Annotated in this window: 13 protein-coding genes; all 13 read right to left on the bottom strand. The window is 43.1% G+C overall.

Going from position 1 to position 13,632, the window contains the following annotated elements; all coding sequences use genetic code 11:
* Positions 1 to 6 precede the first annotated feature (6 nt).
* Positions 7 to 471: a flagellar basal body-associated protein FliL gene (gene fliL, locus WAX86_RS04330; protein ID WP_069531014.1), complete on the bottom strand. Its 465-nt coding sequence runs from the start codon at positions 469 to 471 to the stop codon at positions 7 to 9.
* A gap of 34 nt (positions 472 to 505) precedes the next feature.
* Positions 506 to 2,275: a flagellar hook-length control protein FliK gene (locus WAX86_RS04325; protein ID WP_341489154.1), complete on the bottom strand. Its 1,770-nt coding sequence runs from the start codon at positions 2,273 to 2,275 to the stop codon at positions 506 to 508.
* 188 nt (positions 2,276 to 2,463) lie between these two features.
* Positions 2,464 to 2,916, bottom strand: coding sequence for a flagellar export protein FliJ (gene fliJ, locus WAX86_RS04320; RefSeq protein WP_036764237.1), 453 nt, complete (start codon positions 2,914 to 2,916; stop codon positions 2,464 to 2,466).
* Positions 2,917 to 3,010: 94 nt separating this feature from the next.
* Positions 3,011 to 4,324 carry a flagellar protein export ATPase FliI gene (gene fliI / locus WAX86_RS04315; RefSeq protein ID WP_341489153.1) on the bottom strand — a complete coding sequence of 438 codons (1,314 nt, stop codon included), beginning with the start codon at positions 4,322 to 4,324 and terminating at the stop codon, positions 3,011 to 3,013.
* Positions 4,321 to 5,136 carry a flagellar assembly protein FliH gene (fliH, locus tag WAX86_RS04310; RefSeq protein WP_341489152.1) on the bottom strand — a complete coding sequence of 272 codons (816 nt, stop codon included), beginning with the start codon at positions 5,134 to 5,136 and terminating at the stop codon, positions 4,321 to 4,323. Before fliH ends, fliI begins: the two co-directional genes overlap by 4 nt.
* 11 nt (positions 5,137 to 5,147) lie before the next feature.
* Positions 5,148 to 6,188 carry a flagellar motor switch protein FliG gene (gene fliG, locus WAX86_RS04305; protein ID WP_036764239.1) on the bottom strand — a complete coding sequence of 347 codons (1,041 nt, stop codon included), beginning with the start codon at positions 6,186 to 6,188 and terminating at the stop codon, positions 5,148 to 5,150.
* Positions 6,178 to 7,923 (bottom strand): flagellar basal-body MS-ring/collar protein FliF, encoded by a 1,746-nt coding sequence (gene fliF, locus WAX86_RS04300; protein ID WP_106141879.1) that lies wholly within the window; start codon positions 7,921 to 7,923, stop codon positions 6,178 to 6,180. The genes fliG and fliF overlap by 11 nt, the downstream gene beginning before the upstream one ends.
* Positions 7,924 to 7,961: 38 nt before the next feature.
* The gene (gene fliE, locus WAX86_RS04295) at positions 7,962 to 8,273 is read right to left on the bottom strand and encodes a flagellar hook-basal body complex protein FliE (RefSeq protein ID WP_068946837.1); all 312 of its coding nucleotides are present in this window, start codon (positions 8,271 to 8,273) and stop codon (positions 7,962 to 7,964) included.
* Between the two features lie 107 nt (positions 8,274 to 8,380).
* Positions 8,381 to 9,841: a sigma-54 dependent transcriptional regulator gene (locus WAX86_RS04290; protein ID WP_341489151.1), complete on the bottom strand. Its 1,461-nt coding sequence runs from the start codon at positions 9,839 to 9,841 to the stop codon at positions 8,381 to 8,383.
* Between the two features lie 3 nt (positions 9,842 to 9,844).
* Positions 9,845 to 10,858, bottom strand: coding sequence for an ATP-binding protein (locus tag WAX86_RS04285; RefSeq protein WP_341489150.1), 1,014 nt, complete (start codon positions 10,856 to 10,858; stop codon positions 9,845 to 9,847).
* Between the two features lie 321 nt (positions 10,859 to 11,179).
* A complete protein-coding gene (locus tag WAX86_RS04280) occupies positions 11,180 to 12,625 on the bottom strand; it encodes a sigma-54 dependent transcriptional regulator (protein ID WP_341489149.1) in 1,446 nt (481 codons plus the stop codon).
* Positions 12,626 to 12,916: 291 nt separating this feature from the next.
* Positions 12,917 to 13,312 carry a flagellar export chaperone FliS gene (gene fliS / locus WAX86_RS04275; protein ID WP_005300459.1) on the bottom strand — a complete coding sequence of 132 codons (396 nt, stop codon included), beginning with the start codon at positions 13,310 to 13,312 and terminating at the stop codon, positions 12,917 to 12,919.
* A 9-nt stretch (positions 13,313 to 13,321) separates the two neighbouring features.
* Complete coding sequence (locus WAX86_RS04270) at positions 13,322 to 13,621, bottom strand: flagellar biosynthesis protein FliS (protein WP_106141874.1); 300 nt, start codon at positions 13,619 to 13,621, stop codon at positions 13,322 to 13,324.
* Between the last annotated feature and the right edge of the window lie 11 nt (positions 13,622 to 13,632).

The raw sequence follows: 13,632 nt of genomic DNA, 5'->3' as shown, positions 1-13,632 counted from the left end.
CTATACCTACTGCATTACAAATCCGGTAAAGAGTACCCGCTCCACTACAGGTGCTCCTGTCACTTTTTCCATGCTCGACTGCACTGCCGTAAGAGCTCGCTGGCGGAGCTCTGTCCTACCATAAGCCGTACGTAAATCTTCCACAGTTGCAGCACTAAAATTCTGTAATAACGTACTTTCTAGTAAGGGGATATTTTGATTGGTCAAGGTTTCATTTTCTGCCCCACGAACCATCAATTGTACTCGAATTTGCACAACTCGATCACGAGGATCGCCGGTGACATTAAACGTAAAAGGCTGCGGCATAACAACGTAATAAATAGGAGACTGAACCTTTGCGCTTTTCTCCTGCTGTTGATGCTCAACGTCTAATACTTGATTACCAAAGGTAAACCATGCTGTACAGCCACCAGCGGCTAATAAGGTAATAACCCCTAAAATAATAAAAAGTTTCTTTTTTCCATTAGCCATAAAATTTATGTCTCTCTTTTATTGTTATTTATCGTTATGCGTAATAATCAACTCGGTCAGAAGAGGTCGTAACATACCCCTCAATAATAGTTCCATCATCGTGACCATCATGAGAACCATCGCTGTGGCCACTAGAGCCAAACGCAGACGAATCTTGACCACTTTGTTGATTAAAGTGTTGCGAAAACTGCTGACTAGTCTCTTGATGAACAGAACTTTGAGCCAACTGCATTCCTTGCTGCAACAATAACTCTCGCAGTCTTGGCATAGCTTGATCAATCAGATCGCGAGTCTGTTGATGGGCAACTTGAAATTGAATCGAAGCTTGGTTGTCATCATGAAGGGACAGTTTAATCTGCATGCGGCCCAACTCAGGAGGATCGAGGCGAATATCAATCTGCTTAAGGTTTTTCGCCGCCATCATCTGCACTTTATCCGCCAGTTGATCGCCGGCTTGCTCTTTGGTTAATAACAGTGGTGGCTGATTATTCAGAGAAGTGTCCTGACGATTTCCCAGCAAGGATGATGCTGACGATGCACCATTTTGATGAGCAGATAGTGACTGTAATGCCGCTTGTGCTGATGCCTCTTTGCTGTCAGTAGCATGGCTCTGATCCAGTAATGACTGGGTCTGAGCTTGAGATAATGCCACCGAATGATTAATGCTCGCTTTTACGGCATCACCTTGAGGCAAGAGTTCTGCTTTCGATGCCAATAGCGCGTTTTGCCCATGAACGGATTTGTTTTGCTGCGACTCTAATAACTCTTTGGTCGATTCTTTACCACCTGATACCGTAGTTTTAAATTCATGTGAATCAAGCCCTGTGTCGATAGAACGATGATGCTTAAGTTCCACCTCATCAGTAGAGGCTAGCTTACTTGCAAGTGGAACATTATCACCGTTGGCATTTCGAGTAGCCGTCGACGTTGAAGCTACTATCGTATCAGTATCAATTCTTGCGGTTAATGGCGCTGTTGTATCTGTATCCAGTTTTACATCTTGTTGGTCAGTAAGCTCTTTTTTAGAGTGTAGTTGACCATGTAATTGGCCATGGGACTGCTGCAGCTGTTGTAGAGCATCGCCCCCGTCTTCCGTACTAACCGATTCTGCATCCAGTTTTACATTTTGTTGGTCAGTAAACACTTCTTTAGAGTGTAGTTGACCATGTAATTGGCCATGGGACTGCTGAAGCTGTTGTAGAACATCGCTCCCGTCTTCCGTACTAACCGATTCTGTATCTAGCTTTGCATCTTGTTGGTCAGTAAACACTTCTTTAGAACGTAGTTGACTATTTAATTGACTATGGGACTGCTGTAGTTGTTGTAAAACATCAAGACCTTCATCCATAGACTGAGCAACCGTCTGAGGATCAGAGCTCCCTTCAATAGATGATGGTGATACAGATAATGACGAGGTTTGTGATTTTTCTCCAACTTCATCCGGAGCTAATAAAGCTTGAGAGTCATCACTAGCTGCAGATTTCGTTGTAGTATTTTCACTTAACAGGACAGCACTAGGAGCTTGGATTTCAATTGATACCTCATCGGAAGAAATCGCTTCTTTCGCCCCCTCTTTTTTAAACGGTTCTTTTTTTAATACCTCTTCGCCGCCAAGTTCAGACTTTAATTGGGATTTGGTTTTAAGCTGAGTATCAGATGTATCATCCATAGCAGAATGCAGGGATGCTGCAAACTGAGCCTCTTCACCACGACTGGCTGGATCTGTTGGCTCATTGCGAGTTGTCGCTGTAGAGCCTGCATGAGACTTAGCATTAACTTGAGATAATAGATGGGACAATTGCATAACGTCTTTCTCTTTCCTACTCTCGAACTCGAATACCCAAATTCTTGACTATGACAAAACCAAAGCACAGACGAATGCAAAAATTAAACCAATATTGAAAATTTCTAAAATATGTAGAAAAACAGAGGGTAAGTCGTGATTATTATCACACTAACCAGCCTATTAACGGATAGTTTTTATACTATCGACTAACGCCCAGAAGCTTGCATTCTTCGCGCAAACTGTAATGTGGCAAATTCATCCATCATTTTTTGCTCTTGCTTATCTAACCACATTTGTCGCTCACGCTGTTTTTTCTCTATCAACCATTCAATAGAACGGCGCTTTTTCTGCATCTCTAGCCAATGTTGCTGACAGTCAGTTATCTGCTGTTCAAAATGCGAACCAATGCTTTTCTGCTTTGCCAAGGTTTCATCAAGCTGGGTTAAAAACTTCTGTAAATGGTTATAAGAGCTGGCCGTTAAGCCTTGCAACCCTCGTTCTGACAGCTGAGTGCAGTAATCCAGTCGATATTGTTCTATTTGGGCCAATTGCTGCAGGTAATTTTCTCGCTCTAGATGGGCATGATTTAAAGCTAATTGAGCTTGGTGCTCTTGTTCTTTTGCTTGTTCTAAAATTAAGCTAAGAGAATTATTCGACATACAGCAGCAAATCCTTAATCGTCATTAATTTGACTAGTTAAATTAGTGACAGGTTACGCATTAGACGTTTTTCTGACTACCAAACAGCTCAATCCTAGCTAAGTGTGCTACGAAGCATATTCACACACATTTCATAGGGAACCGATTCTTTCATTCCTTGCTGTAAGAAACCATCTAACCGCGGTTTTAAACTAAAGGCTTGATCAATATTGGGATCCGTTCCTGGTTTATAAGCCCCTATCGCAACCAGGTCTTGATTCTTACGACAAATAGATAAGATCTGCCGTACCGCTTTTGCCATAATCATATGCTCTTCGGTCACAATGGCAGGCATTACACGGCTGACAGAGCGCTCCACATCGATTGCTGGGTAATGACCCGCATCAGCCATTTCACGAGACAAAACGATGTGGCCGTCTAAGATTGCTCGCGAGGCATCTGCAATGGGATCTTGTAAATCATCACCTTCACTTAACACTGTAAAAAAGGCAGTAATAGACCCTTGGTTTTCATCACCATTACCGGCTCGCTCAACCAAGGCAGGAAGTTTTGCAAATACTGAAGGTGGATAACCTTTAGTTGCCGGAGGCTCTCCAACAGAAAGGGCTATTTCACGCTGGGCTTGAGCAAATCGGGTAAGAGAGTCCATTAACAAAAGAACATCCTGTCCTTGATCTCGAAAATATTCTGCTATCGTTAACGCTGTTTGACACCCTTTTAAACGCATTAAAGGAGAAGCATCGGCAGGCGCGGCCACAACGACTGAGCGCTGACGCCCTTCTTCACCTAAAATCTCATCAATAAATTCTTTTACTTCTCGACCACGCTCACCAATCAGGCCAACCACAACCACTTGTGCTGTGGTACCTCTAGTCATCATGCCAAGAGTGACCGACTTACCGACACCGGATCCAGCAAATAAGCCAATTCGCTGACCTTTACCTACAGTTAAGCAGCCGTTGATAGCTTTTAATCCAACGTCTAACGGTTCTTTTATCGGTTTTCGTTTTAATGGATTAATTGCAGGAGCACTAAAAGAGGCTCGGTGCTGGGTATAAATATCACCTAGACCATCAAGTGGATTACCAACGCCATCAATAACTCGGCCAAGTAATTCAGGACCTACAGGTAAACCACTCTCTTGTAAAATAGGCGTTACTTTAGCGCTAGGCATCACGCCAGTTAACTGCTCGCTGGGCATTAAAAACAGAGTGTCACCAGAGAATCCGATCACTTCAGCTTCTAACTCGCCGTTAATCGTTTCTACTTTACATAAACTTCCAACAGGTGCACGGCAACCAACCGCTTCAAGTGTTAACCCCACTACCCGAGTTAAACGTCCTGATGCAACGGGGCGACACGTCAACCCCTTAGTTGTAAACTTGGCAAGTTCTTGTGCAAGAGTCATTCTGCGACACTCTCTTGATCGAGGTTATTATTCCCGACAAATTGCTGTAGCAAATGACGAATGCGTTGTTCCATACGATAATCCACACTAGCATCACCCGCTCTAACTTGCACATCACCGCGTTGTAATGCTGGCTCTATGGTGAGTTTCCACTTACGTTCAGCAAGATTTTCACTACCATATGCCTCTAGAACTTGCTGGTGATCCTCTGGGTTAAGCGCAATATGTGTCTCTCGCTCAACCACAGGTAAGCTGGCGATAACATCATTAATGGTTTGCAGAATCACTTGAGAATTGGTTTGTACCTCTACCCGAATCAGCTCTCGAGTGAGTGATATTGCCAATTGCAAGACTTGAGCTCGAACTTCTTCGTTCATAACTGCAATAGGCGTAGCGAGATTATCCATCACTAAAGCTAACGCATCCACTTGGGTCGCAATGTGCGTTTGCGCTTGCTCTAAGCCCTGAGCGAGACCTTGTTCAACACCTTGCTGCTGACCTAACTGCTGCCCATCTTGCTGTCCTTGACTAAATCCTTCGTCATAACCTGCTTTTCGCCCCTCAGCAAATCCATCATCGTAAGCAGATTGATGGATTTCATCGAGATCTGCCGCTGTTAATGGTGGCGGCGAATCTTCCTCTGGCACATGATGAGGCTCGGGGTCTGGTACTTGCCGCTGAAGCTCATAATTTAGTGCGTTGTCATGTTGATGTGGCAACTCATCGCTGTAATCGGGAAAACACCAACGTTCTAACACTTCAGCTTGGTCTGAATTTATGCGAACAAAGCCGCGACGACGATCATTATCCATGGGTTACTCTGTTATAAATATTCTTCGGAGCCGCCGCCATTTAGCATAATCTCCCCGGTATCAGCCAAACGACGAGCAATTGCTAGAATCTCTTTTTGTGACGCTTCTACATCGGATACACGAATTGGCCCCATTGCTTCAAGATCTTCACGCAGCATTTCACCAGCGCGTTTTGACATATTGGCAAAAATCTTATCACGCAGCGGATCGTCTGCACCTTTCAGTGCACATTGCAGATGCTCTTGAGGTACATCACGCAGCAAAATCTGAATACTGCGATCATCCATTTCAATCAAATTATCAAACACAAACATCAGGTCTTGGATCTGAACGGCAGTATCTTCGTCATGCTCACGAATTTGATCCATCAAGATACCTTCCATACTGTTATCGAGATAGTTCATAATTTCAGCCGCCGCTTTCAAGCCGCCAATTTTCGCAGCTTGCGCACCAGACTGACCGGCAAACTGTTTCTCCATGATGTCATTAAGTTCATGGAGCGCTGCAGGTTGAACTTCTTCTAAGTGGGCAATACGCATCATCAGATCCAACCGAACTCGTTCAGGAAACTGGGATAAGATTTCGGCAGATTGTTCTGGCTCAAGATACGATAAAACAATAGTTTGAATCTGAGGGTGTTCATTTTGAATAATGGTGGCCACTTGACGAGGATCCATCCATTTCAATGAATCAAGACCACGGGAGCCACTGCCCATTAAGATTTGATCCACTAAGTTATTGGCTTTATCTTCACCCAGAGCGGCAACAAGAGCATTACGCACAAAGTCTTCACTACCCATACCAATGCTGGTGTATTTCTGAATATCTTCCAGAAAATGACGATGCACTGAATTCACTTTCTCTTGGTTTAAATCGGTTATACTCGCCATAGCACCACCGACCCGTTGTACCTGTTTAGGTTCTAGATGGCGAATAATACTAGCAGCATCTTGCTCATTTAAACTCAACAATAAAATCGCTGCTTTTTCAGTACCAGAAAGCTGACTAATATCAAAGCCTTCAGCCGGAGGTGGCGTTACATCATTTGCCATTTTCGCTCATCCAATTTTTAATAACTTGTGCCGCTAAATCGGGCTCATTCGCCACCAATGCGCGAACAGCTTTTAATAGATCTTCATCTCGATGTAAGCTCGGTAATTCAAGCTGACTAGTGCTCAATTCTAACGAATCACCAGCATCTAAATCAGAACCAATTAAAGTGATACCATCCCCATGATGGTTCAACATTGGCACCCCATTTTCGTCTAGAGGGATCCCTTCTGCGGTTTGATTTGGATAGAGCAACTTACGCATCGCTGGGCGAATTAACACAATGATCATCACAATAATCACCAGTGCAGCTGCAATCCAACGGATCCAAGAACTGAAGTTCGGGTTCTCCCAAATTGGTGGATTGGCTAATGCTAATTCTTCAGGTAACGCAAATGGCATCGATATCACTTCAAGGAGATCGCCACGAGCTTGTGAGAAACCAACTCCGCCCATCAATAGACGTCGAATTTTTTCTAGCTCCGCATCGGATACAGGTACGCGAGTAACTTTTCCGGTCTTCGGATCGGTAATATTTTTATAATCCACGGCAACCGATACGGTTTGACGAGCAATGGTGCCAGTCTGAGAACGCTTATGACGAATGGTGGTATCAAGCTCATAGTTACGAGTCTCTTCACGATGCACTGAACCATCAGACAAACTTTTACCCGATTGTAAGTCTTTTACATCTTGAGGAATTGCACTATCTGCCGGCGGTTGATTACTCAATGCGCCAGGAATTCCGCCAACTCGATTACTGTTATTAAGATCTTCTAGAGTGAACTCACTGCGTGTAGCCGGTTTTGATGGATCAAACTGCTTTTGCGTCTCTTCTAGCGAACTGAAATCCATAGAAACGTCCACTTGTGAAGTGTAATTTCCAAGCCCCAAAATCGGCATTAAGATCGCATCAATTTTCTCTCGCAGGGTTTGTTCCTGCTTGCGCTCTAATTCGTACTCTTTACGTTTCGCAGTTGCACTAGGATCTTCGGTACCCGAACTTAACAAACGGCCATGTTGATCGGTCACTGTTACGCGAGTGGGTTTTAATCCTGGTACCGCAGAAGCGACCATATCGACAATAGAGTCCACTTCTTGCTGACCCAATGTTGCTCCTGAAGATAAGGTTAAAAAGACGGTGGCAGAAGCATCTTGATTATTACGAACAAACACACTTTGCTTTGGAAGCGCTAACAAAACCTGGGCTTTACGCACTTGTTTAATCTGTTCAATTGCACGAGCCAGTTGTCGTTCACGGCTGAGCTTTAACCGCTCTTGTTCTAGCCGCTGAGAAACACCAAAGCCCATGTTTTTTAATAAGATATCATCACCTTGAGCTTCTGGTGCATTCAAACCATCACGGGCAAGTGTTAACTTAATGGCACTGTATTGATCCGCAGGGACTCGAATGGTATTACCATCTAATTGATACTCTATTTTTTTCTGATCTAATGCATCTAAGACGGTGATAAGCTCTGATGTTTCATAGTTGCCTAATGGCCGCATTTCAGGCTCTTTGATCCACATCATCACCATAATGATAAGAGAAACACAGATCGCCACCGCAAGCACTAAGATCACCTGACGAAGCAGATCTAAGTTTCCTAAAATACTGTCAGATTTCGAGGCCTTTTTTTCCCCTAGATCCGTATCGGCTGTGTCATTAGATGAGATCAATGCTGCTTGTCCATTATTACCGGGAAGCAACTCTTGATTAGAAAGCGAGTCAGACACGAAATACCATTCCTATCGTTTATAGCTAAATAGTGAGATTAAACAGGCATGTTCATCAGTTCTTTATAAGCTTCTACCATCTTATTTCGAACTTGAACGGTAGCTTCAAAGGCTACGCTGGATTTATTACGAGCAATCATGACATCCGATAAAGAAACGCTGCGATCACCTTGATCGAAACGAGTGGCAAGATCACTGGACTGCCCTTGCAGATTATTCACTGTCTTTAAGGCATCATTGAGTAAGTTGCCAAAGTCGGCACTCACTTGCTGTCCTGTTGCAGGTTTTACCGTATTTTGGGCTTCCAACCCCATGGCTTGCATTTCAGCTTGTAGTCCATTGATATTCATCGTATGTCTCGTAATGTCATTTTTATGTCGGATTTTATGATCGGCGTTCTACTTGCAAACATAGCGCCAGATTTCTGCCTTAGTCCTTGCTGCAGCACGTTTTTTTCCTAAACTGGGATCTCGATGCCAGCACTGCGCATCTTCGCCAGTTTGTAACGAAGTGTACGCGGGCTAATCCCTAACCGTTCTGCTACATCTTTACGCTTACCATCGCAAGCCATCAAGGTGTCGAAAATAATAGAGAACTCTTGCTCTCTCAATTCGTTCCCTAAACCATCGGCACAACTCACAATCATTTTCTTGCTATTATCTTCTGGTTTCTTAGTGTCTTCAGGCTCGGGTTCAACACTTTGTGCTGCTTGATCTGATGCCAGTTCGCTCTCACTAAGTTCAGAGACTTGTTGCTGCTGACAAATCGCCTGCTGCAGACAGTCCGCATCAAGCCAGTCAACCCCTTCAAGAAGAATATGATCATGGGTAATTTTCTCTTCACACAAGATCAAAGCACGTTGAATCACATTATCGAGTTCACGAACGTTACCAGGCCAGTTGTAGCAACACAGTTTTTTTATCGCACATTCAGAAACATGGGGAACCGGTAAGCCCTGTTTTATGCAGTGGCGTTCGGCAAAAAATTGGGCTAATGGTGCGATATCACCTAGACGCTCAGCCAGTGGCGGCCAGGTAATTGGGAATACGTTCAATCGGTAATATAAGTCTTCTCGAAATTGACCTTGCTCTACATATTGGCGTAAATCTCGGTTACTGGTGGCAAGAACACGTACATTTAGTTTGATGCTCTTACGACTACCAAGGCGTTCAACTTCTCGCTCTTGCAGTACGCGCAATAACTTCGCCTGTAAACTTAAATCCATCTCACTGATTTCATCGAGCAAAATGGTGCCACCTTGTGCTTGTTCAAATTTACCCGGACACGCTTGAACTGCCCCAGTAAAAGCACCTTTCTCGTAACCAAACAGTGTAGCTTCAAGCATATTTTCAGGAATAGCAGCACAGTTAATCGCGATAAATGGACCATCGCAACGTAAAGAGTGTTCATGAATATAACGCGACATCACCTCTTTACCAGAACCACTAGGGCCTAACACCATCACATTGGCATCGGTTTTTGCTACTTTTTCTGCTAAATTCAGTAAGCGTTTACTCTTTTCGTCAGCCACAATAGCTCGGCCTAAATCATTTTTGATTGGAGCATAACGGCCAACTAAATTAAGTAATACTTCAGGGGCAAATGGCTTAGACATATAATCGACAGCCCCTTCACGCATCGCGATAACCGCGTCTTCAATGTTGGCAAAAGCTGTCATCAAAATCACGGGGAGTTTAGGATAAGCAAGCTTGATACTACGGAGTAAACTGAGGCCATTCATACCCGACATCTGAACATCAGAGACAACAATATCCACCGATTGCTCTTTTAGCATCAATAAAGCTTGTTCTGCGCTATTGGCTTCTAACCAGTTGTATCCAGCAAGCGCTAATGTATCAATCAGCGCTTCACGTAGGCCATCATCGTCTTCAACAACAAGCACACAAGTTTGATTCATCCTTTACTCCGTATCTGTGTCAGCTAAAGGTAGCTGCAAAGTAAAACAAGCCCCTTGCTCAGGCTCTGAAACAATATTTAATTGTCCGTTGTGAGCGTGAACCACCATTTGTACTACTGCCAATCCAAGTCCGGTCCCCTGACTGCGGGTGGTAAAAAAGGGTTCGAGTATTTTGTGCTGCAACTCAGCTGGAATCCCAGGACCATTATCCGCCACAGAGATCAAAACATTGCCTTGCTGTAATTGGCATTGAATGGCTATTTGAGCGCCATCCCCTGCATTTTGGATCGCATTAATTACCAAGTTACTGATCGCACTGGCTAAGGCGTTTTCATTTCCCAATAAACAACAGGACTCATCGTCACAATCGATACTAAAATCAATTTGGTGATGGATAACTGGCTGCTCAATCATGGCTTCAAGGCAATTGAGTAAACTCTCTAAAGAAAAGCGGGTAACGACTTTGTTATCTCCACCTTTAGCAAACAGCAACATATCACTGACTTGTTTTTCAAGGTCGTGCAATCTATCCACTAACTTGCCTTGAAAACGCTGTCGAGTTGCTGGAGCCAACTGTTCTGAACCTAAATGAGAGGCATAGAGCATAGCGCTCGACAAAGGGGTTCTCACTTGATGAGCTAACGAGGCCACCATCTTGCCAAGAGAAGACAAACGCTGAAGTTCGCTCAATCGTGACTGCAATAATCGCGTTTCGGTCATATCCGTAATAAAAATTAGCTGCCCTTCACTGGAAGCTGAGATAGCCAATTTTACTTTTCGACCATTGTGCAAAGAAACCTCATGACCATCATCATCTTGCGGGGCAAAAGCACGCTTAATGATATCAATCCAACGTTCACCAATTAATGGTTCATCCAATAGGCGATGAGCTTCTGGATTCGCATCGTGAATTCGGCCTGTTGCATCAAGTAGCAACACACCTGTTGGCATTACATCAAACACTTGCTGATAACGCGCTTGTTGTAACAAAGATAGAGAGGTCTTCAGTTCGTCCATGAAAAATACAAATATTGACAAAAGTCTAATTAAGCAAAATACATGCCAGATAAAACATATATTTTTCAAAGCGTTGGAGATTACTTCAATGTCAGGATATTGTCAAATTTATGACAGAGATAAAAATACCGAGGTTAACAAGGCAAATAGACTTAGCGATATTCTAAAAAATAGAGAGCTATTGGACACAGGAAAACAAGAAATAGATAGATTGCAGACAGACGCTAACATAAGTAATGACTGGCGATTCATAGAGATAAAAAAAAGACCTTGCTGTATTACTAACAACAGGGCCTTTTTATAGATGTCTATGTTTAGAAATTAACGAATATCATCTTTGCTTAGACCATATTTACGCATTTTCTCAACCAGAGTTGTACGACGCATACCCAGCATATCGGCAGCACGTGCAACAACCCCATTTTGAGCTTCTAATGCTTGACGGATCATATCAATTTCCAGATCAGCCAACATCTCTTTTAAGTTTAAACCTTCAGGAGGTAGATCACTTAAAGAGTTCGCATCATCATTACTTTCAGCAAAGATATCAGCCAGAGCTTCTTGCTCCATCTGTTCTAATGTTACATGAGGTTCTGGATGGAACTCGGGTAAATCCGTATGACGGTAGCTCATAGGTAAATGATTTACATCCACCATTTCACCTGGGTAAAGGATAATGAGTCGCTCAACCAGATTGGCTAATTCGCGCACGTTACCTGGCCACTTATGCTCCATTAAAGAAGTAATCGCACGAGGTGTAAAGTGAACAACATTTGCCCCTTCAGCTTCCATACGAGCAAGCAGCTCTTGCAACAATAGCGGAATATCTTCAATTCGCTCTCGTAGTGCTGGCATCTCGATTGGGAATACGTTCAGACGGTAATACAAGTCTTCACGGAACTTATTGTTGGCGATCATCTCATCTAAATTACGGTGCGTTGCTGCAACAATGCGTACGTTTGCTTGAATGGTTTGGTTACCACCAACACGTTCAAAACAGCGCTCTTGCAGAACACGAAGTAACTTCACTTGCATCGACATTGGCATATCACCAATCTCATCAAGGAACAGTGTGCCTCCTTCGGCTAATTCAAAACGACCTTTACGAGCTGCAATGGCTCCGGTAAATGCCCCTTTTTCATGACCAAAAAGTTCACTTTCTAAAAGATCTGGTGGAATTGCACCACAGTTAACTGGAACAAACGGACCTTTGCCACGAGAAGAGTGGTAGTGAATATTACGAGCAACCACTTCTTTGCCCGTACCTGATTCACCTAAAATTAAGACACTGGCATCCGTTTTCGATACTTGTTCTGTTAAGTGACGAACTTGGCTGATCGCTGCACTTCGGCCCACCATACTACGGAACAAGGTATTTTTACGGCCAAGCTGAGGAACTTGAAATGCTTTTTTGCCCAAAAACTCTTGGCAATGACGGAAGGCATCCATCAACTGGCTGTAATTAAATGGCTGGGCTAGCTCACCAACAAAATTGGGTAAACCAGCAAGTTCGGAACGATGTTCAGGAAGTGCGATGATCGGGATGTGATTCTGCACTCGTAAGGCATCAATAATACGAGTCAGTGCTTTATGTGACTGAAAATTACCTAATAAACAGGCACCCCAAGTATTATCCCATATTTGCTCATCAACTTGGTCAGATGATATGACGCAGTGCTGTTCACCAACGAAATCAAGGATCACACTAAGATCGCGGCGGTGCTGCAGATCGTCATCAATAACGAGAGTCTTTGCTATACCTTGCATAGGTCTATATGGCCTGCCTTTTTACAAATTTATGCATTTGTGGCAAATAGAAACCACAAGTAATGGGCACTATTGTAATAAATGTTCAAGATAAGGCAACAATGAAGGACGAAAACCTGTGATAACAATGCAAGGTATCAAGAAAAAAACACTGTAATTTTGGTAATTTACAACGCACTTCACACTATTTTCGAAAATAGCATCTAATATTTTAGGCACTATTCAGCAACAAATAATAATAAAGTACCCAAGCTATCTATACATTATAGCTTAGGCACCCTGTATCATCGATTAGCTGGTCAAATAATGGTATTCAGATGGGATCTGATCCCAAGCAGACTTAATTTCACGCAACATAGTGATCACTTCATCAATGGGCTCAGGCTGATTTTCAGCATTTGCCGTACTCACTTGACGAATCATATAGTCATAAAGCGAATCAAGATTATTGGCAACATCACCGCCATCTTCCATAGATAGGCAGTCACGTAAACTCATAATAATATCCAGTGCTTTTGAAAGGCGTTCGCACTTCATCGCAATATTACCTTGTTCCATCGCCGCTTTGCCTTGAATAAGACGCTCAATAGCACCAGCATATAACATCTGGATAATACGGTGAGGAGAGGCACTGGCTAACTGAGCATTAACCGATACTTTTTTATAAGCTTGAAGAGAACCACGCATGGCTTATTCCTATAGTTTGTTCTGATAACGCTGATAGAGTGAAACACTTTTCTCACTCCGTTTCGCTTGAAGTAATTTATCTGCAATTATTTGTTTATGTTGCTGTAAAACATCTTTCATTTGCTGTGTTCTTAATACCACAGCATCAAATTGTTCACGCGTTAAGTTATCGCGGTCAGAAAGAATGGATTCAACAATCTGATGTCGAGCAATAACGAATTGTTCTAGCTGTTCTGGAAAATCATCAGGGTAATTTGAGGATTGCAGTAGGGCTATTATTTGTTGTTCTATCTGGTCTAACTGTTCCACACACTCACCTT

This window comes from Photobacterium damselae subsp. damselae (assembly GCF_038086725.1).
GTDB lineage: Bacteria > Pseudomonadota > Gammaproteobacteria > Enterobacterales > Vibrionaceae > Photobacterium > Photobacterium damselae.
The sequence above is the reverse complement of the archived record's forward strand: the minus strand, read 5'-3'. Positions and strand labels throughout refer to the sequence as shown.